The organism is Roseibium sp. AWQ4_290, from assembly GCF_056160985.1.
This window is the reverse complement of sequence record NZ_JBSWYG010000012.1, coordinates 27,798-54,504: the sequence shown is the minus strand read 5'-3', so window position 1 is coordinate 54,504 and position 26,707 is coordinate 27,798. Positions and strand designations below refer to the sequence as shown.

Sequence of the window (26,707 nt, the reverse complement as noted above, 5' to 3'; positions counted from 1 at the left end):
ATCGGGGAATGGGCGCAAGCCTTCAAACAGGTGGCAGGATGGACACCGTTGCGGTTGAGAACGCCGCAGGACGCGGCGGTTTCGTGTTTGTCTGCGACCATGCCTCGAACTTCTTTCCGGCCCCATATGATCACAGCCTGGGTGTGTCGCAGGCGGACAAGGCGGCACATATCTCGTGGGATCCCGGCGCGCTTGGTGTGGCGCGCGGGCTGGCGGAAACGCTGGACGCCCCACTTGTCTATACCAAGGTGTCGCGCCTTGTGATTGACTGCAACCGGGAAGAGGACCGGCCCGACCTGATCCCGAGCATGAGCGAGCTGACGGAAATTTCGGGCAACCGGGAACTTACGGACTGTGAACGCACGGCCCGTCTCGACTTGGTGCACCGGCCGTTTCATGCAGCCATTGATGCGGTGCTGGAAGAGCGTTTGAGCCGAGGGCTGCCGACGGCGCTTGTCTCGGTCCATTCCTTCACGCCGGTCTATAAGGGCCGCAGCCGGCCCTGGGAGATCGGTCTGATCTATGACCGGGACCGCCGGCTGGCCGAGCCGGTTCTCAAAGCGCTGCAGGAAACGGACGGCCTGACGGTTGGCGACAATGAGCCCTATTCCCCCTCCGACGGTGTCTACTATACGATCCGCCGCCACGGAGAGAACCGGGACCTGCCCTGTCTGATGATTGAAATCCGCAATGACGAGCTGACGACGGTGGCAGAGGAAGCCCGCTGGGCCGGGCTGCTGGCACCGCTCCTGGAAGCAGCGGTCAAAGGAGAGCGCAATGCTTAAGGCCGCGCGTATCTATGTCCGGGCCGTCGACAGCTTCAACCGCCGGCTTGGCAAGGCCGTCATGTGGAGCCTCTTTGTCATGGCGGGAATTCTGCTGTGGTCATCCATCTCCAAGACGTTCTTCAGCCCGTCCATGTGGACCCTGGAAACGGCCCAATTTGCCATGGTCGCCTACTACGTTCTGGGTGGGCCCTATTCCATCCAGCTTGGCTCCAATGTGCGCATGGATTTGTTTTATGCGGAGTGGAGCGTGAAGAAGAAGGCCTGGTTCGACGCCTTCACGGTGTTGCTGCTGATCTTCTATCTGGGGGTCCTGCTTTATGGGGCGCTCAATTCCTTTGCCTATTCGCTGGGCCATTTCCAGCAGGAGCCTTTCACTTTCTACAAGGATCTGATTGTCGCGTTCGTGACCGGCGGTCCGGAGGCTGCTCGGGAAAAGATGGGCTTCATTGAGCGCAGCCCCACCAGCTGGCGGCCCTATCTGTGGCCGGTCAAACTGATCATGATCATTGGATTTTTCCTGATGCTGCTGCAGGTCTTTGCCGAGTTCCTGAAAGATATCGCCCGGATCAAGGGAGAGACGATCTGATGTCCTATGAGATGATCGCTCTTCTCATGTTCTCGTCGATGATGCTGATGCTGCTGACGGGGCAGCGGGTCTTCGGCGCCATTGGCGCGATAGCCGCGATCGCCTCCCTGGCGCTGTGGGGCACCGGCGGCGGCGATATTCCGTTTTCGGCGGCCATGAAGTTGATGAAATGGTATCCGCTTCTGACCCTGCCGATGTTTATCTTCATGGGTTACATCCTGTCGGAAACCAAGATCGCCGATGATCTTTACAAGATGTTCCATGTCTGGATGGGACCCATCAATGGTGGGCTGGCCATCGGCACGATCCTGCTCATGGTGCTGATCTCGGCCATGAATGGTCTGTCGGTTGCCGGAATGGCCATCGGCGCCACCATTGCCCTGCCGGAGCTTTTGAAACGCAAATACGACAAGCGCATGGTCACAGGGGTGATCCAGGCCGGTTCCTCCCTTGGCATTCTGGTGCCGCCCTCTGTGGTGCTGGTGCTCTATGCCATGATCGCCCGGGCGCCGGTCGGCCAGCTCTGGCTTGCCGGAGCGGTTCCCGGGCTGATGATGGCAACCCTGTTCATTGTCTATATTGCCATCCGCTGCCGGCTGCAGCCGTCGCTCGGCCCGGCCCTGCCGGAAGACGAGCGGGACGTGCCGAAGGCGGAGAAGTACCGCTTGCTGCTGGCCGGTCTTTTGCCGGTGATCATCTTTGCGACCATGATGGTGCCCTTCGTGATGGGCAAGACCAGCCTTGTGGAGGCCTCGGCCGTTGGCGCGCTGACAGCCTTGATCGCCTCTATTTTGCGCCGCCGCCTGACCCTGGACATTCTGATCCTGTGCCTGAAGAACACGCTCGGCATTTCCTGCATGTTCATGTGGATCATTCTCGCAGCCCTTGGCTTTGGCGCCGTCTTTGACGGTCTTGGCGCAGTGAAGGCGATTGAAAGCCTTTTCACCGAGCAGCTCGGCCTGTCGCCCTGGATGATCCTGATCCTGATGCAGCTGTCCTTCCTGGTGATGGGCACCTTTCTGGACGACACAGCCATGCTGGTGATTGTCGCTCCGCTTTATGTTCCGCTGGTCGGATCGCTGGATCTGGGCATGCCGCGCGGCGATATCCTGATCTGGTACGGCGTTCTGTATACGATCACCACCCAGATCGCTTATATGACACCGCCCTTCGGCTACAACCTGTTCCTGATGCGCGCCATGGCGCCCAAGGACATTTCCATGCGCGACATTTACGGCTCGATCCTGCCGTTTGTCATGGTGATGATCCTGGCACTGGCAATCGTGATGGTTTTCCCGGAAATCGCCCTCTGGCTGCCCAATCTGGTTTATGCCAAATAGCAGCCGCAGATGGGGTGGGAGCCGGGACAATAATGAAAAGTCTGGAGGAAACAGACACAGTCACAGACACGCGGCAGGACACAGAACCGGACAACGGGCCTGCCGCATGGACCGTACACTGACATAGGGGAACTATGATGACCAATAGACGTGATTTTCTGAAAAAAGCCGGTTTGGGCACGGCCGCTGCCGCTGGTGCCACCACGCTGGCCGCACCGGCCGTTCTGGCCCAGGAGCCGATCAAGTGGCGCCTGCAGACCTATGCCGGCGGCGCCCTTGGCGAGCATGTGACGAAGCCCATGGTGGATTACGTCAACAATGCCTCCAATGGTGAGCTGCAGATCGAGCTCTACTATGCCGATCAGATCGTGCCGACGGGCGAATTGTTCCAGGCTTTGCAGCGCGGCACCATCGATGCGGTGCATTCAGACGATGATTCCATGGCTTCGCCGACCCCACTGCGCCAGTTCGGTGGCTATTTCCCGTTTGCCACCAAGCATATTCTGGATGTTCCGGTTCTCTTCAACCAGTATGGCCTCGCCGATATCTGGCGCTCCGAATATGAGAAAGTCGGCGTTGCCTGGATTTCCTCTGCCGGGCAGGACCCGTGCAACTTCAACACCAAGAAGGAAATCAAGTCTGTTGCCGACCTGGAAGGCCTGAAGCTCTACACCTTCCCGACTGCCGGCCGGTTCCTGTCCAAATTCGGCGTTGTGCCGGTTTCCATTCCTTACGAGGATGCGGAAGTGGCTGTACAGACCGGCGAATTGGACGGCATGGCCTGGTCCGGTATTACCGAAGATTACACAGTCGGCTGGGCGGACGTGACCGACTACTTCCTGACCAACAACATCTCCGGGGCCTGGATCGGCTCCTGGTTCGTCAACCAGAAACGCTGGGCGGATCTTCCCGACCACCTGAAGCAGCTTGTTCTGGCGGCGACCGAGGCCAGCCACACCTACCGGAACCAGTGGTACTGGGGCGGGGAAGCACGTCTTCGGGCCCGGGGCGACAAGCTGCAGCTGCGCACGGTTCCGGCCGCTGAATGGGCGGAAGTGGAAAACGCTGCCAAGGACTTCTGGAAAGAGATTGCGTCCGAAGGCGAATTGCAGGCCAAGATCATCTCGATCTTCGAAGACTATAATGAGGTTATCAACCAGGCCGGACCTCCTTACAACTTCGGCTAAGACCTGACTGATAGGCTTCGGGGAGAGATCTCTTCCCGGAGCCCTTTTTGCCGATTGCCCCTCACAAGAATTAGACCTGCGGAAGACACACCATGTCTGGGAACCTGACCTTTGATGCCCTCAAAACCCTCGTCGCCTCCGGCGAGATCGATACTGTGCTTGCCTGTATCGTCGACATGCAAGGGCGGCTGATGGGCAAGCGGTTCCACGCCCAGCACTTTGTCGACACCGCCTATGATGAAACCCATTGCTGCAACTATCTGCTGGCCACCGACCTGGAAATGTATACGGTCGAGGGCTATGCGGCGACCAGCTGGTCGGGCGGTTATGGCGACTATGTGATGAAGCCGGACCTCATGAGCCTGCGCAAAGTGCCGTGGCTGGAGGGCACCGCTCTGGTGCTGTGCGATGTTCTGGACCATCACACCCACAAGGAAGTGCCCCATTCGCCGCGGGCGATGCTGAAGGCCCAGGTGGCCCGGCTGGCGGCAATGGGCCTGACGCCGATCATGGCGACCGAACTGGAATTTTTCCTGTTTGAAAAGAGTTTCGACGCGATCCGCAAGGAAGGCTTCCGCGATCTGGAGCCGATCTCCGCCTATAACGAGGATTACCACATCCTGCAGACCACCAAGGAAGAGGATATTCTGCGCCCGGTGCGCAATGGTCTCTTCGGGGCCGGCATTCCGGTGGAAAACACCAAGGGCGAAGCGGAAACCGGCCAGGAAGAACTGAACATCAAATATGCGCCCGCGATGGACACGGCCGAATACCACACCATCGCCAAACATGCGGTCAAGGAGATTGCCTGGGCCAGGGGGCGGGCGGTGTCCTTCCTGGCCAAGTGGCGCAGCGACAAGGTCGGCTCGTCTGCCCATGTCCATCATTCCCTGTTTGATCAGGACGGCAACAACGTCTTTTGCGACTCAAACGCTGAATACGGCATGTCGGACACCATGCGGCACTATCTGGCTGGCATGATCAAATACGCACCCGACTACACCTATTTCCTGGCGCCCTATATCAACAGCTACAAGCGGTTCCAGAAGGGGTCCTTCGCCCCGACCAAGACCGTCTGGTCGGTCGACAATCGCACGGCCGGGTTCCGCCTGTGCGGGGAGGGCACAAAGGCGCTGCGGGTCGAGTGCCGGATCGGCGGCTCCGATCTGAATCCCTATCTGGCTCTGGCCGTCCTGATTGCTGCGGGCATCAAGGGACTGGAAGACAAGCTGCCGCTTGACCCGCCTGCCACCGGCGATGTGTATGAAAGCCGCAAGGCAAAGGAAATTCCGCATACGCTGCGCGACGCCCGCGAGACCATGCGCACGTCCAGACTGCTGCGTGAGGCGTTTTCCGACACGGTGATCGACCACTATGCCCGCGCGGCGGAATGGGAGATCGAGGAATTCGACCGGGCGGTGACCGACTATGAAATCGCCCGGGGATTTGAACGGGCCTAGGACCTTTGCTGTTCAGGGACCCGGTATTGAGGACCCTGACAGCCTGAAACGGATCAATCCTGCAGAGGCGCCAAGTGAAGGGTGCCCCTCTGGTGGTCCACACACCAATTCCGGTTGCTTCAACCGCTTCCTCATCCTGAGGACGGCCATTGGTCCCGTCTCGAGGGATGGGTCACGTGAACGGATTATGCGGCCCATCCTGCGAGACAGCGCTCGTGCGCTTCCTCGGGATGAGGGGTGAGTTGAGGAACCATAGTTTAACAGAACCCTCGCCAAGAGGAATTGTGAGGCAAGCCCATGTCTGACGTCATCAAACTTATCTCCCCTATTGACGGCTCGGTTCATGCCGAACGGCCCGCGCTCGATGAGGTGGCGGCTGGCAAGGCCGTGTCGGCGGCGCGGCAGGCCCAGGCGGGCTGGGCGGCAACGCCCATTGCCGAGCGGGTCGCCTATTGCCTGAAAGCGCTGGAGGCGCTGAAGGCCATGAATGACGAAGTTGTGCCGGAACTTGCCTGGCAGATGGGCCGTCCGGTCCGCTATGGCGGTGAGTTGGGGGGCACTGTGGAGCGCACCGAATATTGCGCCGCCATTGCCGAAGAGGCGCTGGCCGATATCGAGCGCACCGACAAACCGGGCTTCAAACGTTATCTGCGCCGGGTGCCGCTTGGCATCGTCATGGTGATCGCGCCCTGGAACTATCCTTTCATGACCGCGGTCAACACGATCATGCCGGCGCTGATGGCCGGCAACGTGATCCTGCTCAAACATGCGGCCCAGACGCTGCTGGTGGGCGAGCGCCTGGCCAGAGCTTTTGAAAGCGCCGGGCTGCCCTCCGGTGTGTTCCAGAATATCGTTCTGACCCATGGGGGCACCGAAAAGCTGCTCGGGTCCGGCCTGATCGATCATGTCAATTTCACCGGCTCCGTGGGTGGCGGCCGGGCCATTGAAAAGGCGCTGGCCGGAACCTTCGCAACGCTCGGGCTGGAGCTGGGCGGCAAGGACCCGGCCTATGTGCGCGCCGATGCGGATCTGGACTATGCAATTGGCAATCTGGTGGATGGCGCCTTCTTCAATTCCGGCCAGTGCTGTTGCGGCATTGAACGGGTCTATGTGCATGAAAGCCTGTTCGACCGGTTTGTCGACGGTTTTGTTGATCTGACCAAGCAGTACACGCTCGGCAATCCGCTGGATGAGACAACGACCCTCGGCCCGATGGCCCAGGCGCGCTTTGCCACCTGGATCCGTGAGCAGACAGACGAAGCCCTGCGCAAGGGGGCCAAGGCCCATATCGATATGGCCACCTTTGCCGAAAACAAGGAGGGCACCCCCTATCTGGCGCCGCAGGTGCTCACCGAAGTCAATCACCAGATGTCGGTGATGCGCGAAGAGAGCTTTGGTCCTGTGGTCGGCATCATGAAGGTTCGCGATGACGAGGAAGCCCTGCAATTCATGAATGACAGCCCCTATGGTCTGACTGCCTCCATCTGGTCGGAAGATGTGGAAGCGGCTGCCCGGATCGGCGACCGGATCGAGACCGGCACGGTGTTCATGAACCGGTGCGATTATCTGGACCCGGCGCTGGTCTGGACCGGCGTGAAGGACACGGGCAAGGGGGCGGCGCTGTCGGAAATCGGCTTCCACAACCTGACCCGGCCGAAATCCTTCCACTTCCGCCTGGAGCATTGAGATCAGCCGGGTAAGGTCGCAAGGGGCGTGGGTCTTTGAAAGGATCCGGTGCCCTGTGGCACCAAGAGGGCGTCCCGGACCGAACTGGACTGACAGACGATACCCCCCTGCAGGCGCTTGAGCTTAAGACGGCGCGTGCAGCGGAGCCAAACAGAACGGCATGCGGCTGACCTGATGTCCGTTTGCTTGCCTTTTGAAGATGACATGATCTGATAAAACACGAGACACCCATGAGCGCACTTCCATCCGTCAATTGGTCCTACCCGACTGCCGTCCGTTTCGGTGCCGGGCGTATCAAGGAGCTGCCCGATGCCGTGAAGGCGTCCGGCATGAAAAACCCGCTGCTGGTGACCGATCCCGGTCTGGCCGGTCTGCCGATGGTCGCCAATGCCATTGCCAGCCTTCAGGCTGCGGGCCTGTCGGCGGCGGTTTTTTGCGATGTCAAACCCAACCCGGTCGACAGCAACATCACCGCAGGTGTTGCCGCCTATCAGGCTGGCGGCCATGACGGTGTCATCGCCTTTGGCGGCGGCTCCGGCCTTGATGCGGGCAAGCTGATTGCCTTCATGTCCGGCCAGACCCGGCCGATCTGGGATTTTGAGGATATTGGTGACTGGTGGACCCGGGCCGATCCGGCCGGAATTGCCCCGATTGTGGCCGTTCCGACGACCGCTGGAACCGGCTCTGAAGTCGGCCGGGCCGGTGTGGTCACCAATGAGGCGACGCATACCAAGAAAGTGATCTTCCATCCCAAGATGCTGCCGGAAACCGTGATCTGCGATCCGGAACTGACCGTCGGCATGCCCCGGTTCATCACCATCGGCACGGGCATGGACGCACTCGCCCATTGCCTGGAAGCCTATTCGGCGCCGATGTACCATCCCATGTCGGAAGGGATCGCGCTGGAGGGCATCCGGCTGGTTCTGGAGAACCTGCCCAAAGTGGCCGCTGATGGTGCAGATCTGGAAGCCCGGGGCCACCTTATGAGTGCGGCCGCCATGGGCGCGGTCGCCTTCCAGAAAGGGCTCGGGGCTATTCATTCCCTGTCCCACCCGGTGGGCGCGCTGTATGATACCCACCATGGGATGACCAACGCGGTCTTCATGCCCTATGTGCTGCAATTCAACAAACCGGCGATTGAACAGAAATTCGAACGCCTGGCCGGGTTCCTGGGGATTTCCGGCGGTTATCAGGGTGTGCTCGACACGGTCTTGAAGCTGCGGCAGGACCTGGACGTGCCGCACACGCTGTCCGGCCTGAACGTGGATGATGCCAAGCGGGACCTCATCGCCGAAATGGCCATTGTCGATCCGACGGCCGGAGGCAATCCGGTTGAATTGACCAGGGACGGGGCTCTGGAAATCTTTGACAAGGCCCAGAGCGGCACGCTCTGACCGCCAGAGACAGGCCAGCGATCTTGTTCAGTCGCCTTCCCGTTTTTGCGCAGGCGGCAAGGCTCACGCCGTTGAGGCGGCGTGAGCGCAATATTGCAATAACATTCGAACGCTGTAACACTCGCGCCCTCAGGGAACTAAATCTGGATTGATTGAAATTTGACCCTAGGGAGGGGTGGCAGGATGACGGTTGCGCGGGTTCTTTTTTCTATCCTGTGTTTCATGTGCGTCTCGGCAATGCCGCAGGTTTCGGCCGCTCAGGACACGGTCTTTTCGCCCGGGTGGACGCTGCAGCCGGATGCCTCCACCTTGCGGTTCCAGTCGGTCAAGAACCTCACAATTGTCGAATCAAGTGGCTTTGTTCAGTTCAACGGCCAGATTGACGCTTCGGGAGAAGCGGAAGTCCGCATCTTTCTCGACAGCGTCGATACCAAGATCGACTTGCGCAATGTGCGCATGCGGTTCCTCTTTTTCGAAACCTTTGAATTTCCCGAGGCGGTGATCACAACCCGCCTGGACCCGGCGGTTTTTGCGGATCTGCCCACGCGGCGCAGAAAAGTCATGCCGTTGACCTTTGACCTGCAATTGCACGGGGTCACCAGGAGCCTTGAAACCGAAGTGGCGGTCACGATGATAGATGAGGCCATGGTGGCAGTGTCTTCCACGGCGCCGGTCTCCGTGGCAGCTGCTGATTTCAATCTGGATGGCGGGGTGAAGAAGCTGGAAGAGGCCGCCAGTGTCGCAATCGTGCCTTCTGCCACGGTCACATTCGACTTTCTGTTCTCCAAAAATGCGGACGGGCAGCAGGTGGCCAAGGCAGAACCGGTGCAAGAGACCGATGCGGCGGCAACAGCCCTGGAGCCGGAAGGCAACCTGGATGAGGCCGCCTGCAAGGGCAGGTTCGAAATCCTGTCACGAACGGACAACATCTATTTTGCCAGCGGCAGCACGGCGCTGGATCCGCGCAGCTCACCGCTGCTTGACAGCCTTGTGGACATCATCATGCGCTGTCCGGGCCTGAAGATTGAAGTCGGTGGCCATACGGACAGCGACGGCAGCACCGATGCCAATCAACGCCTGTCGGAGCGCCGCGCGGCGGCCGTTGTAAACTATCTTAACGCAAAGAGCGTACCTAACACGAGAATGACAAGTATCGGTTATGGCGAAAGCCGTCCCGTCGCTTCCAATGACACACCTGACGGCAAACGCCGCAACCGCCGTATCGAGTTTATCGTTGTCAACTAAGGCTCTTTTTTGCTGGTTCTTGATGCTGATCCTGCCTGTCGCGGCCGGGCAGCGGGACGCGCACGCGCAGTCCACCGGTGACGAAGACGGTGCCCGTCTGGCGCTGGTCGTCGGCAATGGCGCCTATACCCATGTCACGCCGCTGGACAATCCGGTCAATGACGCGCAGTTGATGGCAGCCTCCCTGGAAGCGGTCGGGTTTGAGGTCATGCTGGTGACCAATACGACACGGGGGGAGCTGATCCGGGCCATTTCCGACTTCGGACGCAAGTTGCGCGAAGCCAATGATGAGGCGACCGGCCTGTTCTATTATGCCGGGCATGGGGTCCAGTCTTTCGGGGCGAACTTTCTTCTGCCCGTTGACATTGAACTTCAGGACGCGGCTGATCTGAGTTTGGTCGGCGTGCCTGCTCAGGCGCTCCTCCGGCAGATGTTTTCTGCCAGCAACCAGACCAATATCGTCATTCTGGATGCCTGCCGGGACAATCCCTTTGCCACGCTGCCGGATCTCAATGACAATGGCCTTGCGGAAATGAAGGCGCCCCGGGGCACGTTTCTGGCCTATTCCACGGCGCCGGGCGAAGTGGCCGTGGACGGGGCCGACAACAACAGCCCCTTTACTGGTGCATTGGCGCGCCGCCTGCCGGAGCCGGGCGTGCCGATTGAGACACTGTTCAAGCAAGTGCGCCGGGATGTGCTGCAGGCCACAAACGGCCTTCAGACCCCCTGGGACACCTCGTCCCTGACGGTGGATTTTGAATTCGTGTCTGCCGTATTGCCGTCGCCCCAGGAAATTCAGGCCCGCCAGCTTTGGGAAACGGTGAAGCTCAGCAAGGATCCGATCCAGGTCATGCTGTATCTGCGAGCCAATCCGGACAGCGTCTACGCCGGCGAAGCGCGCAGGCTGCTGCGGGACCTTGTCTCTGCGGAAGTGCAGGAAACTGCAAAGGCTGCGCCACAGGAGCCCGCCCCGGCGCCAGAGCCGGCGGACCCGGAAAAAGCCGAGCGGGATCTGATTGAAGCCGCGCGTCAGGCGGGCACGGTTGCCGCCTATCAGAACTATCTTGAGGCTTACCCGGATGGCCATTTTGCCGAATTGGCGCGGCTGGAGCTTCAAACCCTGGAGCAGAAAGAGCGGCGCACGGACCCGGCAGCCTCGTCCGAAGGCACGCCGAAGGAGCTGGCTGAGCCAGAGGCCCCGTCTGCAACCGGTCTGCCGGATGTGGTGGCCTTCAACCAGCCGCTTGGGGCAGGTGGGCCGGATCTGGCGACACGCAGCATTGCGGACCTGATCACTGCCAGCCCCGCCTTTCCGCCCATTGAAGGCTTGCCGGAGGCGGCCTGGAAAGACAAGACCTGTGCGTCCTGCCACAACTGGGAACAGGCCAACCTGTGTACCCAGGCGCAGACCTATGTGTCCGACAAGACCCGGGCGCTGTCGAAAGATCATCCCTTTGGCGGCGTCTTCAAGGAGCTTTTGAAGGTCTGGGCCGAAGGCGGCTGCCAGTAGGGCTTTCTTTGGCCATTAGAGCCGCGTGCGGCAAGTCTGCACGATTTGACCGGATCCGCTTTGTCTGCTGAGGAGGCGGATTGCGCGCCGTGGTGGGGGCGGCGCGCTGTTTCGGCTGGGACTGGTCCGGTCTATCCCATCAGGAGGGGCCGGTGGAGCGCGCTCGCACGATGAGTGTCATAAGGGCGACCAGAACGATGCCATAAAGAACATGGCCGATCAGGGCGGCCCAGACGATGCCGGTGAAGTTCAGGAAGAACGGCAGACCGGCAAGTGACGTGATGCCGCCAATTGCAAACACCCAAAGGCCAAACCCGTAAAGGGCGGCGGGCAGCAGCCAGTGTACCGGGCCGGATGAGCTGCCAAGGGCGCGTTGCCAGAGGGGGGCGAAGATAAACAGCCAGCCAACCGGGTAGCCGATCAGTCCGACCACATAAAAATGAACGAAATAGCCGGCAAAGGCATTGCTGGGCAAACCCAGGCTGCCCAGCAGGCTTTGTGCCAGCCCATGGGGAGAAAGCGTGGCAAAGCCGAGCGCCGGGCTGAGGATCTGGCCCCAGAAATCAAATGCCAAGGTGGCAAAGAACCCTGAGATGAACATCATCCCGAGCGTGTTGAAGGTTCGTGCGGGCAGGGCGGTGGCCCGCCGGTTTTCCGTTGCAAGATCTGTCATGCGTCTAGCCCTTCCAGAGAACACGAATGGTGTCCTGCTGATGTAGGACGGTATTTCATCACGTGCATTCAACTTCACGGCTTGAATTCTGACATCTCTCTCACGGACGCGAGGGCCAAAATCACGCAGCCGCGATCCGGCGGTGAGCATCGGCGCCAGGTTCTGAATGATGATCTAAACGTCCGCAGTGACCTCCGCCCAGCTCAAGTCGAACCGGTCGAGATATTTCTTGAGGCGGTCTGCATCGTTGCGGCTGGTTCTTGTTGCGCGGGAAGCTGCAAAAAGAGTTCTGCCGGCCGCGCTCAAAGACGGGCTTTTCCGGCACATGCGGATGACAAAGGCCAGTTGTACCTTGTCAAAGGCGTCAAGGGCATCGGTTTTGTCTCCCAGCAGGTCCCGCAGCAAGGTGTCGTCGGGATCGGACGCCGCGCTGGCCCATTGACGTTCCAGCGCCTCGATTTCCTGGTCGACCTGAGCGAGCGTGATGCGGCCGCGCGGCGCAAGGGTGCACAAGCGCTGGACGGACGCGCCGAGATCCCGGAAATTGCCCGGCCACAGGGTGGCGGGGGATGCTGCGAAGTCCAGATAGCGCGCCCTGGCGTCAATGTTGAAGCCGACCCGGTTGCCGAGGAGCTTTTCGGACCTGTCGAGTTCAAACTCGATATTGGGTTCAATATCCTCGCGCCGTTCGGTGAGTGACGGCAGCCGGAAGGTCCAGAGATTCAGCCTTGCATAGAGATCCGGCCGGAACCGTCCTTCCGAGACGAGCTGTCCGAGGTCGTGGTTGGTGCCCGCGATCAGCTGGAAGCGGCTGGTGATCTCGTGGTCGGAGCCAACCGGCAGAAAGCGTCCGGTCTCGACGGCGTGCAGGATCATCGCCTGCTCGTCGAGCCCGAGTTCGTTGATCTCGTCCAGGAACAGCACGCCGCCATCCGCTTCGCGCAACAGCCCTCGCCGATCCGGACTGCCTGTGCCCATCGACCCGCGTCGATGACCGAAAAGGCTGGACATGGCTCGCTCGCCCTTCAAGGTGGCGCAATTCACGTGAACCAGCCGGCCCTTGACCCTGCGCCGCTGGAGTTTCAGCTCGTAAATGCGTTCAGCCAGCTCGCTCTTTCCCGTCCCCGTATCGCCGAGCAGCAGAAGAGGGGCATCTGTGTTGGTGGCGACCAGCTCGATCCGCTCGATAAGGCTGTTGAAGGCGGCGTTCCGGGTTTCGATGCCCGCCTTCAGCAGCGCGTTGTATTCCTCTGCGATGAGATCGAAGCGCTGCTGAAGGGCGTCGTAGCGGGAAAGGTCGAGATCGACGATGTTGTATTGGCCGCTGAGATCTCCGTCCTCGCCGCGCGGCGGCGAGGTCTGTACAAGCTTGGCCGGAACGTGGCGGGACTCGGTCAGGAGGAACCAGCAAATCTGGGCGACATGCGTCCCCGTCGTCAGGTGGACGAAATAGTCCTCGCGATCCTCGTCGAACCCATAGTTGCGCGCGAAGTCGAAGAGAGCGCCATAGACTTCCTGAAAGTCCCAGGGATCTCGGAGATCAACCTGTTGCAACAGCACTTCTGTCGCTGGGCTGGCGTCCTCGATTTCGCGTTTCACGTTCTGAGCCAGGTGATGATGGGCTCTGTCGTAGAGCAGTTCGAGACGGTGAACCGGAAAGAGGCCATGCTGGGTCACGGCAATCGAAGGTCGCCAGCGGCGCTTCTTGCCCGCGTCCAGTTGGGTGCCGAGAAAGCCGATGACGATGTTCTTTTTCAATACGTCTATCCAAATTTATAAGATGCTATTTTTTTCTATAAAATATTTTCCCCGCAGAAATGTCAATATTGCAAAAAACATATATATTACAATCGCTTATATTGATTTTGTTTTTTTGTTTTGCGGTCCGGCGGGTGCAGGCATTCTCCTTCTCAACACAGACATCAACCCGAACGCCTTCAAGGGCGCGGATTTGTGGAGAGAGAAAATGGCGAACAAAAACCTGTTTGCATCCCAGCGTGGACGTTTTTCCGGCAAAGCCGACGCCAGAAACCTAGCGGGTGGCAAGGCCTATACCTACGAGGACCGTCACAAGCTGGCGCAGCTGGCGGCGACCGGATCCATCGGCAACACGTTCTACCAGTCTGCCGAGCTGGAACTGGAGGCGGTTTTGAAAGCTGCTGAAAAGGTTCCGGACACTTTTCTGGCAAAGACGGCAGTCTACGCCCGCCAGAAAGGCAGGATGAAGGATCTGCCGGCACTCTTGCTGGCGGTTCTGGCATCGCGTGATGCGGTTCTGCTTGCCAAGGCGTTTCCGAAAGTGGTCACCGACGGCAGGATGCTGCGCAACTTCGTGCAGATCATGCGTTCGGGGCAGACCGGGCGTAAGTCGCTCGGAACACGGCCGAAGGCGCTCGTTCGCGGATGGCTGAACGCGGCAACCGAATATCAGCTGCTGCAAGCGTCGATCGGCAACGATCCGTCGCTGGCGGACGTCATCAAGATGGTGCACCCGAAGCCGCGCGATGCAGAGCGAGACGTCCTGTTCGCCTGGCTGATCGGAAAGCCGTGTGACGTTGAAAAGCTGCCGGAACTGGTTCGTGCCTATGTGGCGTTCAAGGAGAATCCGAAAGGACAGGCGCTGCCGGATGTCCCGTTCCAGATGCTGACACATCTGCCCCTTTCCAGGGAAGACTGGACGAAACTGGCGGAGCGCGGGACATGGAACATGGTGCGTATGAACCTGAACACCTTCCTGCGTCATGGCGTTTTCGAAGGTGCGCGGTTCGAGAAGACACCGGCCGTGCGTCTGGTGGCGGATATCCTGAAGGATCCGAAGCGGATCAGGAAGGCGCGTGCCTTTCCGTACCAGCTCCTGACGGGTTTTCAGGCCCTGTCGGACGAAATGCCGGCGGAGATCCGCGAGGCGATGCATGACGCGATGGAGATCTCGGTCGCCAATGTCCCGGCCCTGAGGGGCCAGGTGGTTGTGTGCCCGGACGTCTCCGGTTCCATGGCTTCGCCGGTGACCGGTTACCGAAAGGGGGCGACGACGGCAACGCGCTGCGTTGATGTCGCTGCCCTTGTCGCCGCGGCGGTGCTGCGCCGAAATCGCGAGGCCACGGTTCTGCCGTTCGAGGTCAAGGTGCGGCCGGTCGAGCTGACCGGGCGAGACACGGTGATGACCAACGCCCGAAAGCTCACCGAGCAGTGGGGCGGCGGGACGAACTGTGCAGCGCCTCTGGCGTGGCTGAACGCCAAGCGCCGTGCCCCGGATCTGGTCATCCTGGTTTCGGATAACCAGTCCTGGGCCGGGATCCAGGCGGGCCATCAGACCGGCGTGATGCGTGAATGGGAAACGCTGAAAAGGCGTAACCCGGACGCGAAGATGGTGTGCATCGATATCGCGCCTTACGGTCCGACCCAGGCCAAGTCGCGGCCGGATATCCTTAACATCGGGGGCTTCTCCGATGCGGTGTTCGATCAGGTTGCGGCCTTTGCCAAGGGCACCATGAATGTCGGCCAGTGGGTCGGGGAGATCGATGCCATCGATCTCGATTAAGACTTGAAAGCGCGGCGGGCGACCGCCTGCCGCGCTTGCCGAGAGATCTGGCGGATGCCGGCAGGACTACATTCTTGACCATGAGTGTCCTGTCATTTCTCGCCGCCGCAAGGAACAACCGGTCAGGGCGAATGCCCGCAGAACTACATCGACTCTTAATCGCCAGGTTGCGGGTTCGAGTCCCGCCGCTGCAACCAACTGGGGCAGCGTAGCTCAAACGGTAGAGCAGGACCGTTTTGCACCCATTTGTCGCCCTGACCGGCAACCATTTTTAAACGGTAAACTGAATGCGGCTCAGCCGCGATCTCGGGGATGCCGGCAGGACTACAGTGAGCGTCGCCGGTGCAACTCCGGCCCGCGGTTTTCGCGGAGAGGTTCTGCGCCCGATGTTTGCCGCCAGGCGAGTGTGAAGGAAGAAGACGATGACGATTGAAACGGAAACGACGACACTGACGAGCGGGATGCTGACCGCATGGGGCCACGAAGAAGGCAAGGCCTTCGGTGCGGCCCTGAGGGACGGCCAGGCGGCGCTGGATGAAGGCACGTCGCTGGAAGCCGTGCGCCAGATGCTGGAGAGCTACAAGCCGGACCCGGTGCTGCCGCTGGCCGCCTCTGGAGCAAAGCCGTTTCACGTCAACCTGGACGCGGAGGGGGAGGACGAAGAGGCGAACCTGAAGGCCGTCAAGCATCACATGACCGAGCTGATGCGCACGCCGACCGTTGAGGCGGGAGCGATCATGCCGGATGCCTGTCCGGCCGGTCCGCTCGGGACCATTCCGGTCGGCGGCGTGGTGGCGGCGCGCGGTGCAATCCACCCGGGAATGCACAGCGCCGATATCTGCTGCTCGGTGATGATGACCGAGTTCGAGGATGCTGACCCGAAGGCGGTTCTGGATGCGGCGCATTCGGTGACGCATTTCGGTGGCGGCGGGCGTGCCAACGGCAAGCGCTTCACCATGTCCATGAGCCTTTACGACCAGTTCTGCGAGAACCGGTTCCTGAACAACCCGAAGATCCTGCGTTCTGCGCAGGAACATCTGGGGACCCAGGGCGACGGCAACCATTTCCTGTTTGTCGGCGTCTCCAGGAAAACCGGCAAGACCGCGATGGTAACCCATCACGGATCGCGCGGACCGGGTGCGCTGCTTTACAAGATCGGCATGAATGTTGCGGAAAAATACCGCAAGAAGCTGTCGCCGAAAACGCTGAAGCAGAATGCCTGGATCCCGTCCGAGAGCGAGGAGGGAAAAGCCTATTGGGACGCGCTGCAGCTGATCCGCAAGTGGACCAAGGCCAACCACAACGCACTGCATCAGGCGACAGTCGAGGTGAGCGGAGCAAGCCACTCGGACCGTTTCTGGAACGAACATAACTTCGTGTTTGAACGCGATGGCCTGTTCTATCACGGCAAGGGGGCAACGCCTGCCTGGGACGGGTATGCGTCCGACGCGACGGGCCTGACCCTGATCCCGCTGAACATGGCGGAACCGGTTCTGGTCGTGCGCGGCAAGGATGCCGGTCATGCGCTCGGGTTTTCGCCGCATGGTGCGGGCCGCAACTTCTCGCGTTCCGAGCACAAGCGCCGCTCGCTCGGCAAGACGCCGGAAGCAATGCTCCGTGAAGAAACGGCAGGTCTCGACATCCGGTTCTTCGAGCAGAAGATCGACGTCTCCGAACTGCCGTCCGGCTACAAGAAGGCGGATGCGGTCGTCGCCCAGATCAAGAAATACGGTCTGGCCGAGATTGAGGACTATATCGATCCGTTTGGTTGCATCATGGCGGGGGACATGGTGCCGTTCTGGAAGAAAAACAAAGGGGCAAGGCGGTAATCTGCCTTGCCGCAGTCAGGCAGGATGTCTAACCGGCTTCTTTTTCCATTGGCAGGGTGGTGCTGTTGGTCCGCTCCAGCACCTGCGCTGCAAGGGCCAGAAGAAGGGCGAGGAGGGAGCTGGCCAGCATGAGGGCGAGGACAGTGGCAGGATGATCGCCGGTGCCGACGGCAAGGCCGGTCAGGCTGGTAAGGGCTGACCCGCCAGCCAGCACGAGGGCGCCTACAAGCCCGGCCGCGGTCCCTGCAAGATCGGGACGGACCGACATGGCGCCCGCATTGGCGCCGGGCACTGTCAGCCCGTTGCCAAGGCCAACCAGGATCGTGCTGGTGAAAAAGACCGTTGGGGACGGGGTCACGGCGGCAAAGACGGTCAGCCCGATGGCAAGGCCCGCGCAGGCCGTCACACGCCCGATCAACATCATGGCCGGTAGGGACAGGCGGGCGGAAAACCGGCCGGAGATAAAGCCTCCGGCGGAAAAGCCGACCGTGATGCTGCCGATCAGAAGGCCAAGCTCTGCGGTTGAGACCCCGAAGCTTTGGGTGGCCACAAGCGGCGCTCCGGCTAGAAAGATGTAGAAGGAGCCGACCGTGAACAGGGAACACAGTCCATAGGTGCAAAAGAGCGGGGTTCTCAAGAGCTCCAGCAGGGAGGCAGCGGATGGGACTTTGCCGTCCTGGCGCTCCGGTCTGGTTTCGCCGAGGTCAAACCAGCACAGCGCAAGCAGCAGCAAACCGAAGGCCGCATAAAGATAGAAATTTGACCTCCAGCCGAACGCTGTGTCCAGAAGCCCGCCAAAGACAGGACCCAGCATGGGCGCGACAGCCATGCACATGCCGATATAGCCGATCAGACCGGCGGCCTTTCTGGGCGGATGGATGTCTCGGACAATGGCGAGCGACAGCGTGTAGCCTGCGGTGATGCCGCCTTGAAGCATCCGGAATACCAGAAACACCCAGATGGACTGTGCAATAGCACACACCACCGAAGCCAGGCAAAACAGACTGAGCGTGACCAGGAGGACCGGGCGGCGGCCATAGCGGTCAGCCAGCGGCCCGGCAATCAGCTGGATCGCCGCCGTCACCGCCAAATACCCGGCCACGGCAATGCTCATCAGGGCATAGTCGGTCTCAAACTCCTGCGCCATGTGCCCGAGCGAGGGCAGGAACATGTTCAGCGACAGCGGCGAGAATGCGGTCAGCAGAATGAGCGTCACCAGATGGGGTGGCGTTCGGGAGGACATTGTCACACGTTTTGACCTTTCAGACAGGAGGCGCCGGGATCTGGCTGGAGCACTTTGAAGAGGGCCCGGCAAAGCCTAGATGGCTGGTTGCTGCAAGGCAAGACGCGGACCAGGGCTGCCCGGAAAGAGGCGGATTTCCCTCAGCGTCCTGTGGGTGAGGCAGCCATTCTCTCAGGTAAACGTATTGAAAAGACACGGGAAATTTATGCATTTGACAAACCGGCCGATTGGTTTGTCCGTTTTTGCATGAGCGAAATTGACTTGTCCACGGCGGCTCTGCCGCGCAGGCCCAGGCGGTGCAACTTGGATCTGACGGTTGCCGAACTCAAGGCAGCGGCCACAGAGCAATTGATCGCGCAGCGCTTTTCGGACCTGTCGATCAAGCCGATCCTGGACAAGGCCGGTGTGTCCCGGGTGGCGCTGTTTCACCACTTTCCAACGAAGAACCACCTGATCGCCGCTGCCGTCGCCGACCTTCTGGGGACCTTTGCTGCGAGGCTGCATCACTGCGGTGCAGAGCTGCGGGCGGGCAAGACCGGTCTCGATGGCTTCGTGCGCGAGGTGATGGAGACCTTTGCCAGCGAGATGTGCATCGGATCGATGGAAATCGCCCTGGGCATCCGTGTGGAACCGGATCTGAACGCTGTGCCGGACAAGGGCTGAGTGTTGCGGGTCCTCGGAACGGTTTTTTCCGTTGAGATGGGTGTTAGGTCAAATCCCCGTGCATCGCCACCAGATCCAGTTCCGCTGCCGGGGCCTCGATGGCGCTGTAGCTTTCCTTGACACCCTCCTCCGCCAGTTCCCGGTGGACGGCAAGCAGCATGTTTTCGTCGTGCTCGGAGCACAGATCCGCCATGTAACGCAATTCGTCTTCCGCAACCCCACGTGCCGCCTCGACAGAGGGAGCGCCGTAGATGTCGACGAAATGTTGGGCGAGCCGGTCGACGAGGTCCGAGAATTCCGTTTCCGCGATTGGCGTGATGGCAACAAAAGTCACGCGGCCGAACGTTTCCAGACCCAGCCAACCGTTGGAGAATGCCTGCCGTGCCTTGCCGACAAGGTCGGCTTCGGTCCAGTCGGAAAACTCGAACCCGCCCGACAGGCACCATTCCCCGGTGCGGGCGGGAGCGAAAAAGACGTTGCGGTCGCTGTCATCCATATGAATGGCACGGGCGAGTTTCATGCGCTTACCTTTCCAAGCGGCTCGACAGGGGGATCACGATGGTCGCCTCACCCTGCCGGAGCAACATGCCGAACTGGTCGTCGACACCAACAAAGGTGCCGCTTTTTCCGTCGATTTCAATCTTTTCGCCAAGGGCGGGCACCAGACCGCGCCAGTCTCCGTGAACGGCGCGCGGGCCATCTTCCAGCCAGCGGTTGATCCAGTAAAGACTGTGGCGCACCCAGGCTTCCACAAGGGCCTGTGGTGTAATGTCCACGCAACCTTCCTCAGATAGCCAGGTTGTTCCGGCTTGCGCCCCCGGGTCCTTGTCCGGACTGGTCCGGTTCAGTTCCAGCCCGAGGACCAGCCAGTCCGGCACGGCTTCCGGGATGGCGGTGGACGTCTTGACGCGCATGCGCCCGCAGTGGGCGCCATTGATGCGGATGCCGCCGGTCCAGTCCAGATGGACCGCCACTTCCGGCGGGGCGAGCGCGCCAAGGGCGGCCTGCAGGCCAAGACCGCAGACCGGCAGAATGGTCATGGCCTCTTCCAGCTGCACTTCAGGGGAAAAGATGATGCTGGCCTTAAGCACTGCACCGGACAGGTTGTGCACCACCGTGCCGGGGTCGGTTCCGGCCACCGCCAGCGCTGTTGCGCGCTCGAACGGATCGGCAGGCCCGGTCAGCGTTTCGCCCTGAAACAGGGGCGGCAAGTGCAGTTCACTCATGCCTTGTCCTCCGCCACCAGGGTTTTGGCAAGTGTTCTGAAAACAGCTGCCTCCGGCGCATCGGGGTCGGCAACGGCGATCGGCGTGCCGCCATCTCCTGCCAGGCGGATGTTCAAATGCAGTGGCACTTCGGCGAGGAGTGGTACACCCAGTTTCCGGGCCTCGGCGGCAACACCTCCATGGCCGAAGACATGTTCCTCATGGCCGCATTTTGAGCAGATATGGGTGGACATGTTTTCAATCATGCCCAGGATCGGCACTTGCATCTGGTTGAACATGTCGATGCCCTTGCGCGCATCCAGCAGGGCCACATCCTGCGGTGTCGATACAATGATCGCGCCGTCGACCAGGAATTTCTGGGACAGGGTCATCTGGACATCGCCGGTGCCCGGCGGCAGATCGACGATCAGAACATCCAGCGCACCCCATTGGACCTGGCTCATCATCTGTTGCAGGGCGCCCATGAGCATGGGGCCGCGCCAGACCACTGCCTGATCGCCGGAGGTCATCAGGCCTATGGAGATCATGGTGACGCCGTGATTGCGCAAAGGCAGGATCATTTGGCCGTCCGGCGAGGTGGGCCGTCCCGAAACGCCCAGCATTTTCGGCTGGGACGGGCCATAGACATCCGCATCCAGCAGGCCGACCTTCCGGCCTTCGGCGGCGAGGGCACAAGCAAGATTGGCCGCGACGGTCGACTTGCCGACTCCACCCTTGCCCGAGGCAATGGCCAGTATACGGGCGATGCCGGGCACTTTCTGCGGTCCGGACGTGCCCGGGGGCGCCGGGCGCGGCTTGATCGGTTGTGGCCCGGAAGGCGGCATGTTCCCTGCAGACGGTTCTGCGGCCGGGGCGCCAGAAGACGGGGTCTCGGAATGGGCCGTCAGAACAATCTGCACGGTCCGGCATCCCTCCAGGGCGGCAAGGGCCGTTTCGGCCCTTGCCTTCAGGGCTTCCATCTCGTCCTTACGGGCAGGGTCGATGTCGAGGACAAAGCGCACGCTGCCCTCAGCCACCTGGAGGGCCCGCACCATGCCGGAAGCGGCCAGGGTCTCTCCCGTTGCCGGGTCCTCAAGGGTGTTCAGCATGTTGAGAACGGTTTCGCGCGTCAGGGACACGGCCGGCTTACCCCTCGATTTCGCCTGTGACCTCATGGGTCAGGCCGATGTCCTCAATGGTGATGACGGCTTTCACCTTGAAAGTTTTTCCCTCAGCCGGACCGGCTTTTCTGACAGCGTCTTCAATGGCCTGCTGGGATGTGACCCCGACCTGTTTCAGAAATTTGCGCATGGACATGTTAAAAGTGTCGCTCATTTTTGGCTCCTGTGTGCTGGGGCATGCATTGACGGCTCCCGGATTTGCCCCCTACCCTTACGGCGTCCGCCGGCAACGTGAGGGAGGAGCGCGTGTGCTGCCGTTTGAAACTGACCGTCCTGCTTGGACTGGTTCTGGGAGTCTGGCTGCCGGCCGGAAAGGCTGCGGCCGGACCGTTCACCCTAAGAGCACCGGAGGAGCTGGTTGCTTCCGGGCTCTTGAAACATCTTCTGCCCCGCTTTTCTCTGAAAACCGGCATCCGGATTGAAATCGTTCCGGCACATAACGATGCTGCCGCCGGGTTTTCAAGTGCTTCGCAAGGCATTCCGGTGTTTTCGGGCCTCGGCCGGGACTGGTATTTCCAGGTGTTTGACGCGGGCAACAAGGATGTCGCCCGCTTCGGGGAATGGCTGACTAGCGATGTTGGCAGAAAGACCATCGAGAGCTTCAAACCGGAGGGCGGGGCGCTGTTTGCAGCTGCACAGGCCGGACCGGGGCAGGCCGTTTCAGAAGCGCTGCCAGGGGATGTGCTCTCCGGGGAAAAGCTGGCGGTCTTCCATTGTGGCCGCTGCCATGTGGTCAATGAGGCGACCCGGTTTTCGACCATCGGCTCGTCGCCATCCTTTGCGGTCATGCGTGGCTTTTCCGACTGGCGGTACCGATTCGAGGCGTTTTTTGCCCTCAACCCCCATCCGGCCTTCACCCAGGTTGACGGGGTGACCGAGCCGTTCGATGTCAGCCGGCCATCGCCCATCGTTCCGATCGAAATGACCCTGGACGAGCTGGACGCCATCCTGGCTTTCGTCTCGCGAATTGCGCCGGCGGATCTGGGCGCGCCGATCCAGTACCAGTGAAAGGGCTGCTGCCGGCTCAATGGTCCCGCCGCTTGCTGATATAGTCGTCAGTGGTGCGCACGCGTGGCCTCTCGCCCATGGCGAAGGGATTGTTTTCTGAATGGTAGACTGCATTCACCCGGCAGTCGTCACACATCTGGATCAGCTTTATGGCCTTGTTGTCCTGAAACATGGAGTGTTTTCCGGCCAGTTTTTCCGTCATCCGCTCCACGGTGGAACGCACACCGAAGGCTTTGCCGCATTCAATGCAGTGGAAGGGTTCTTCTTCTTTCAGGACAACCGGTGTCAGGGCCGTGTCCGCCAGGTTGAAGCGCGGATCGAGGCTCAGGGCGCTTTCCGGGCACAGATTGGTGCACAGGCCGCATTGCAGGCAGGCATCTTCCTGAAAGCGCAGTTGCGGCTGGTCCGGATTTTCCTTCAAGGCGCCGGAGGGGCAAAGAGATACACAGGAGAGGCACAGCGTGCATTTGTCCTTATCAAGCGTGACGGCGCCATAGGGCGCCCCGGCGGGCAGGACGACCGGCTCAGGGGGGGCGACGCTGTTCAGAGCCTTGGCGGCAAGGCGGGTAATCTGCCTGCGTGAGCCAAGGGGCAGGATCGGTTGCACGTCCTGCGGATCGGGCGAGGGGCCATAAAGCTCTTCGTCCAGCTGGTCCGGGTCTACCGGCTCGATCAGGCGGATGCGGGATCGTTCCCCGTTTTGAGACCCGGCAAGGACATTGGCAAGTTCTGCCTGAAACGGCAGACCGTCCCGTTCGGTTGCAGGCGACAGCAACAAGGTGACAGAGCGGAAGCCGCAGGCGAGGGCCGCCAGCATTTCTGCATGGCCGAACCCGGCAAGCGACTGGACCTCTAACGGAATCACATCGGTTGGCAAGCCCTTGCCATAGCGGGCACTCAGGCGGATCAGGTCGCGGCCATGGCTGGCGTCATGCACCAGTAGCTGCGGCTGTTTTGCCTCCAGCTTGCGCCATGTGGAGGCGAGGGTCTGGAGGCGTTTGAAGATATGTTCCACTGGCGGGGCGTCATAGGAGATCGCCCCGGACGGGCACACGGCGGAGCAGCTGCCGCAGCCCGCGCAGATCATCGGCTCCACGGCTACATGGTCGCCGTCAGGAGTGATGGCCCCGGTTGGGCACAGGTCAAGGCAGCGGCTGCAGCCGCTTTTCCGGGCGCGGGAATGGGCGCAGAGCTGCGCGTCCAGCTTGACATAGAGAGGCTTTTCAAACGTGCCGGTTAGTTGGGAGGCTTCCAGCAGGACGGAAAGCCGGGCGTCCGCATTTCCGGGATCGGCGCGCAAATAGCCTTCGCGCTTGCCGGAGGCTGGAAAAAGTGGCGCAGCGCCCCGGCGCAGGTCAAGGACGATGGCGCATTGGGTGCGGCCACCGCTGCGCGGCTCGGTCCAGTTGAACGCGCCCCTGCCGCCGGGAATGCGTTCCTGAAGGGCGTCGAAAGAGAGATGGAATTGCCCGAGTGCACCTGTCGCAGATTTCAGCCGGCCGCGCACAATGTCAAAGCGCCGGTCATCTGACAGAGGGAGATCCGCCTCCGGTGCAAGCAGGACCGTGACGCTCAGAAGCTCACACAGATGGGCCGCGGCGCTCAAGGCATCCTCGGGATCGCCCAGTATGAGGCAGGTGCCGTCGGAGGTAACATCCATAACCTTCTCCCCCGGCTGGGGCAGAAGCGCGTCTGCGGCAAGGGCGGCCATTTTGGGCGTTGCGGGGGCTGTGTCGTCCGTCCAGCCGGCCCGGTCGCGCAGGTCCAGGAACAGTGGCGGATCGGTTTCCAGTTCTTCGGCGATTTCCTCAAACAGCGCCTGCTCCTGACCGCAGGCAAGGACCAGGGAGCCGGAGCGAATCGCTTCTTCAGCCACGGCGGCCTCGCTGCGGCACAGATCCGTGTGGATTTTCGAACAGGAAAGTCCGGTAGCGTTTTCAAATTCAAGGGCATCGATTGCCTGGCTGTTCCGGCAATCGCACAGCAGTATCTTGCTGTCTTTCATGTTTTTCGCGTCCTCTCCCCGGGACCGCCTGAGCAGGATTTTGTGCTCAAGCTCAAAGCAGTCCGCAGCCCATAACAAGGGCGTAAGCGCTTTCAGGTCAAGTTCAACTTCTGCTAGGGCTTGCATTTTATCGTGCTTGCGACAGCATAAATACATCCCTAGACAGGCAGGCTGAAGGAACAAGGGGAGGGGACAGGCGCAGTGACAAGCGAACGCATACGCACCATGCCGGTGGGCGTTGTCGTCCGGCGTTTGCCGGGGGTGACACGATGGCAAAAATGGAGCTGGCGCCCCGTTTCCCTCTTGCCCGGGGCTGGAGAGGCCGACTGGATCATGCTGCGTCAGGAAGGCGAAGCGGTGGAATATCACGCTGCGACCTTGAGCCTTGACCTGCACCGGGCCGATACGGAGGCCTATCTGACCGCCCTGTCCGACAAGGTTCCGTCCCTTTACGTCGTCATGCGCCCGGCTGAAGAAGCGGAGCGGGATGTGCCCATGGAGGTGCTGTTGCTGACCGCGTCAGCCTATGAGGGCCAGGATTATGCGGATGCCAGCGATGTTCAGGTGGAAAAAGTGCCCATGCCACCGGGCCTGATTGCCTGGATCCGGGACTTTGTCGACCAACACCATGAGGAAGAAATCTTTATCAAGCGCCGGCGCGACAAGACTCGAATCGATCTGAAGGAAGACGGGATCGGAGATGCCAGGATCCGGCAGACGGCGGATGTCTACCGGGCCCCCGGCAGCAAAGCGAAGGACAGATTGCAATGAGTGGCAGCGGCACAAGGGGAAGTGATTTCTGGTCCCGGCGCAAGGCTGCGGTGCAAAAGGCCGAGGACGCGGAGAAGGCCGAGCGCGCAGCGGCGGAAGCCGCGTCGGTCCGCGCTGGTCTGGAAGAGAAAACCGACCCGGAAATTCTGGACGAACTGGGGCTGCCGGATCCGGACAGCCTGACCGGAGAGGATGACTTTTCCGGTTTTCTCTCCAAAGCCGTGCCGGAGCGGCTCCGCCGCCGCGCCCTGCGCCGGCTATGGAGCGTGAACCCGGTTCTTGCCAATCTGGATGGTCTTCTGGAATATGGCGAAGACTATACTGATGCCGCGACAGTAATCGACGATCTGCAAACGGTTTACCAGGTCGGAAAAGGCATGTTCGACCGGTTTGCGGAGCTCGAAGACACGAAAGTTGTGCCAGAAGGTTTGCCTGCTGAAGTTGCAATTGAAGATGGAGTTTCCGAGAAAGATAGCCTTCACGTTGAAGAAAATACTGCAGCGCACAATGAAATTGTCAAAACTGAGGTGTCATATTATCAATTGACGCAAGGTGAAAACATAGGGCAACCTGCCGTCAAGCACGTGAACCTGTCAGAACGACTCGAAATAGTCGCAGAAATGGAAGAAAATACGCCTCCATATGTGAGGCGGCGCTTGCGGATTGACTATGAATGATACCAAAGTCTAATATCTGCCGCGCTGGCAAGGGGTAAGACTGATCCCCGCGCTTGAGGGAGGAACACCGCGGATGTCCGCAGTGATGACGGAATATGTTATCGACCCGGAAGACCGGGCCCGATCAGAACTTTATGACTTTTTGGGACTGCTGCTGGTCAGGCCGGCGGATGCCGCCCTTCTTGGACAGCTTGCGGGCCTTGATGGGGATGATACCCCTCTCGGTCAGGCGCTGGGGGTTCTGGCAAAAGTGGCTTCAGTCACCAGCCCTGAAACGGCGGAACGCGATTACAACGCCCTTTTCATCGGCCTTGGGCGTGGTGAACTTCTTCCCTATGCCAGTCACTATCTGACAGGTTTCCTCAATGAAAAGCCGCTGGCCAATCTGCGCGCCGATATGGCGAAGCGGGGCATTGGCCGCTCTGATGGCACTCATGAGCCGGAAGACCATATCGGGTCTCTCATGGAAATGATGGGGGGCATGATTGTCGGCCGGTTCGGCACGGTCACCTCCGTGGCCGATCAGAAACAGTTCTTTCAAGCCCATGTTGAGCCGTGGGCCATTCACTTTTTCTCGGATCTCGCCGGAACGAAAAGCTCGGTGTTTTACGGCGCCATTGGGGCGCTCGGGCGGGCGTTCATTGAGATTGAGACCGAAGCCTTCGGTATGCTGGCGAACTGAAATGCCTTCGGCGGTGTGCCAGATCGACCCAAG

The 26,707-nt window shown here is 60.6% G+C and carries 24 protein-coding genes; 16 read left to right on the top strand and 8 right to left on the bottom strand.

Annotated features, from left to right (window positions below; genetic code table 11):
• The first annotated feature begins 8 nt into the window (after positions 1 to 8).
• The 9 genes from ACXAH0_RS13525 to ACXAH0_RS13485 all read left to right on the top strand — a co-directional run bounded on the left by ACXAH0_RS13525 (position 9) and on the right by ACXAH0_RS13485 (position 11,196).
• A complete protein-coding gene (locus tag ACXAH0_RS13525) occupies positions 9 to 785 on the top strand; it encodes an N-formylglutamate amidohydrolase (RefSeq protein WP_475179421.1) in 777 nt (258 codons plus the stop codon).
• On the top strand, positions 778 to 1,374 hold the full coding sequence (locus ACXAH0_RS13520) for a TRAP transporter small permease subunit (RefSeq protein WP_475192009.1): 597 nt from the start codon (positions 778 to 780) through the stop codon (positions 1,372 to 1,374). Before ACXAH0_RS13525 ends, ACXAH0_RS13520 begins: the two co-directional genes overlap by 8 nt.
• The gene (locus tag ACXAH0_RS13515) at positions 1,374 to 2,714 is read left to right on the top strand and encodes a TRAP transporter large permease (RefSeq protein ID WP_475179413.1); all 1,341 of its coding nucleotides are present in this window, start codon (positions 1,374 to 1,376) and stop codon (positions 2,712 to 2,714) included. Before ACXAH0_RS13520 ends, ACXAH0_RS13515 begins: the two co-directional genes overlap by 1 nt.
• A 137-nt stretch (positions 2,715 to 2,851) precedes the next feature.
• Positions 2,852 to 3,901: a TRAP transporter substrate-binding protein gene (locus tag ACXAH0_RS13510; RefSeq protein ID WP_475179410.1), complete on the top strand. Its 1,050-nt coding sequence runs from the start codon at positions 2,852 to 2,854 to the stop codon at positions 3,899 to 3,901.
• Positions 3,902 to 3,993: 92 nt separating this feature from the next.
• Positions 3,994 to 5,361, top strand: coding sequence for a glutamine synthetase family protein (locus tag ACXAH0_RS13505; protein ID WP_475192006.1), 1,368 nt, complete (start codon positions 3,994 to 3,996; stop codon positions 5,359 to 5,361).
• 297 nt (positions 5,362 to 5,658) lie between these two features.
• A complete protein-coding gene (locus tag ACXAH0_RS13500; RefSeq protein ID WP_475179403.1) occupies positions 5,659 to 7,047 on the top strand; it encodes an aldehyde dehydrogenase family protein in 1,389 nt (462 codons plus the stop codon).
• Between the two features lie 230 nt (positions 7,048 to 7,277).
• On the top strand, positions 7,278 to 8,441 hold the full coding sequence (locus ACXAH0_RS13495; RefSeq protein WP_475179398.1) for an iron-containing alcohol dehydrogenase: 1,164 nt from the start codon (positions 7,278 to 7,280) through the stop codon (positions 8,439 to 8,441).
• Between the two features lie 183 nt (positions 8,442 to 8,624).
• Positions 8,625 to 9,686, top strand: coding sequence for an OmpA family protein (locus tag ACXAH0_RS13490; RefSeq protein WP_475192002.1), 1,062 nt, complete (start codon positions 8,625 to 8,627; stop codon positions 9,684 to 9,686).
• 22 nt (positions 9,687 to 9,708) lie between these two features.
• The gene (locus ACXAH0_RS13485) at positions 9,709 to 11,196 is read left to right on the top strand and encodes a caspase family protein (RefSeq protein WP_475191998.1); all 1,488 of its coding nucleotides are present in this window, start codon (positions 9,709 to 9,711) and stop codon (positions 11,194 to 11,196) included.
• Between the two features lie 139 nt (positions 11,197 to 11,335).
• On the opposite strand, the gene ACXAH0_RS13480 is transcribed toward ACXAH0_RS13485, so the two are convergent.
• Together ACXAH0_RS13480 and rtcR are read right to left on the bottom strand one after the other, a co-directional pair.
• Positions 11,336 to 11,869, bottom strand: a complete 534-nt coding sequence (locus tag ACXAH0_RS13480) for a hypothetical protein (protein WP_475191995.1) — start codon at positions 11,867 to 11,869, stop codon at positions 11,336 to 11,338.
• A 174-nt stretch (positions 11,870 to 12,043) separates the two neighbouring features.
• On the bottom strand, positions 12,044 to 13,627 hold the full coding sequence (gene rtcR, locus ACXAH0_RS13475) for an RNA repair transcriptional activator RtcR (RefSeq protein ID WP_475191990.1): 1,584 nt from the start codon (positions 13,625 to 13,627) through the stop codon (positions 12,044 to 12,046).
• A gap of 208 nt (positions 13,628 to 13,835) precedes the next feature.
• On the opposite strand from rtcR, the gene ACXAH0_RS13470 reads away from it, so the two are divergent.
• On the top strand, positions 13,836 to 15,410 hold the full coding sequence (locus ACXAH0_RS13470) for an RNA-binding protein (RefSeq protein WP_475191985.1): 1,575 nt from the start codon (positions 13,836 to 13,838) through the stop codon (positions 15,408 to 15,410).
• 422 nt (positions 15,411 to 15,832) lie between these two features.
• A complete protein-coding gene (locus tag ACXAH0_RS13465) occupies positions 15,833 to 17,239 on the top strand; it encodes an RtcB family protein (RefSeq protein WP_475191980.1) in 1,407 nt (468 codons plus the stop codon).
• Between the two features lie 28 nt (positions 17,240 to 17,267).
• On the opposite strand, the gene ACXAH0_RS13460 is transcribed toward ACXAH0_RS13465, so the two are convergent.
• Positions 17,268 to 18,482, bottom strand: a complete 1,215-nt coding sequence (locus ACXAH0_RS13460; RefSeq protein ID WP_475191977.1) for a multidrug effflux MFS transporter — start codon at positions 18,480 to 18,482, stop codon at positions 17,268 to 17,270.
• Positions 18,483 to 18,785: 303 nt separating this feature from the next.
• On the opposite strand from ACXAH0_RS13460, the gene ACXAH0_RS13455 reads away from it, so the two are divergent.
• A complete protein-coding gene (locus tag ACXAH0_RS13455; protein WP_475191973.1) occupies positions 18,786 to 19,145 on the top strand; it encodes a TetR/AcrR family transcriptional regulator in 360 nt (119 codons plus the stop codon).
• A gap of 43 nt (positions 19,146 to 19,188) precedes the next feature.
• Here the strand turns inward: ACXAH0_RS13455 and ACXAH0_RS13450 are convergent, their stop codons facing one another.
• The 4 genes from ACXAH0_RS13450 to ACXAH0_RS13435 are packed head-to-tail and all read right to left on the bottom strand — an operon-like array spanning position 19,189 to position 21,685.
• The gene (locus ACXAH0_RS13450; protein ID WP_475179357.1) at positions 19,189 to 19,665 is read right to left on the bottom strand and encodes a DUF6505 family protein; all 477 of its coding nucleotides are present in this window, start codon (positions 19,663 to 19,665) and stop codon (positions 19,189 to 19,191) included.
• Between the two features lie 4 nt (positions 19,666 to 19,669).
• Positions 19,670 to 20,371 (bottom strand): biotin/lipoate--protein ligase family protein, encoded by a 702-nt coding sequence (locus ACXAH0_RS13445; protein ID WP_475179353.1) that lies wholly within the window; start codon positions 20,369 to 20,371, stop codon positions 19,670 to 19,672.
• A complete protein-coding gene (locus ACXAH0_RS13440) occupies positions 20,368 to 21,489 on the bottom strand; it encodes an Mrp/NBP35 family ATP-binding protein (RefSeq protein ID WP_475191970.1) in 1,122 nt (373 codons plus the stop codon). The genes ACXAH0_RS13445 and ACXAH0_RS13440 overlap by 4 nt, the downstream gene beginning before the upstream one ends.
• A 7-nt stretch (positions 21,490 to 21,496) precedes the next feature.
• Positions 21,497 to 21,685 carry a DUF6494 family protein gene (locus ACXAH0_RS13435; protein WP_475179344.1) on the bottom strand — a complete coding sequence of 63 codons (189 nt, stop codon included), beginning with the start codon at positions 21,683 to 21,685 and terminating at the stop codon, positions 21,497 to 21,499.
• Between the two features lie 92 nt (positions 21,686 to 21,777).
• Here ACXAH0_RS13435 and ACXAH0_RS13430 point away from each other — a divergent pair, with 92 nt between their 5' ends.
• Positions 21,778 to 22,539 (top strand): hypothetical protein, encoded by a 762-nt coding sequence (locus tag ACXAH0_RS13430; protein ID WP_475191967.1) that lies wholly within the window; start codon positions 21,778 to 21,780, stop codon positions 22,537 to 22,539.
• A gap of 16 nt (positions 22,540 to 22,555) precedes the next feature.
• Here the strand turns inward: ACXAH0_RS13430 and ACXAH0_RS13425 are convergent, their stop codons facing one another.
• Positions 22,556 to 24,544 (bottom strand): 4Fe-4S binding protein, encoded by a 1,989-nt coding sequence (locus ACXAH0_RS13425; RefSeq protein ID WP_475191965.1) that lies wholly within the window; start codon positions 24,542 to 24,544, stop codon positions 22,556 to 22,558.
• A gap of 201 nt (positions 24,545 to 24,745) precedes the next feature.
• Between ACXAH0_RS13425 and ACXAH0_RS13420 the strand changes: the two genes are divergently transcribed.
• From ACXAH0_RS13420 to ACXAH0_RS13410, 3 genes are all read left to right on the top strand, one after another.
• Positions 24,746 to 25,315 carry a DUF3305 domain-containing protein gene (locus ACXAH0_RS13420; protein WP_475179330.1) on the top strand — a complete coding sequence of 190 codons (570 nt, stop codon included), beginning with the start codon at positions 24,746 to 24,748 and terminating at the stop codon, positions 25,313 to 25,315.
• Entirely contained in the window at positions 25,312 to 25,992 is a 681-nt protein-coding gene (locus tag ACXAH0_RS13415; protein ID WP_475191962.1) for a DUF3306 domain-containing protein, read from the top strand. The genes ACXAH0_RS13420 and ACXAH0_RS13415 overlap by 4 nt, the downstream gene beginning before the upstream one ends.
• 85 nt (positions 25,993 to 26,077) lie before the next feature.
• Entirely contained in the window at positions 26,078 to 26,674 is a 597-nt protein-coding gene (locus tag ACXAH0_RS13410) for a TorD/DmsD family molecular chaperone (protein WP_475191959.1), read from the top strand.
• Positions 26,675 to 26,707: the final 33 nt, after the last annotated feature.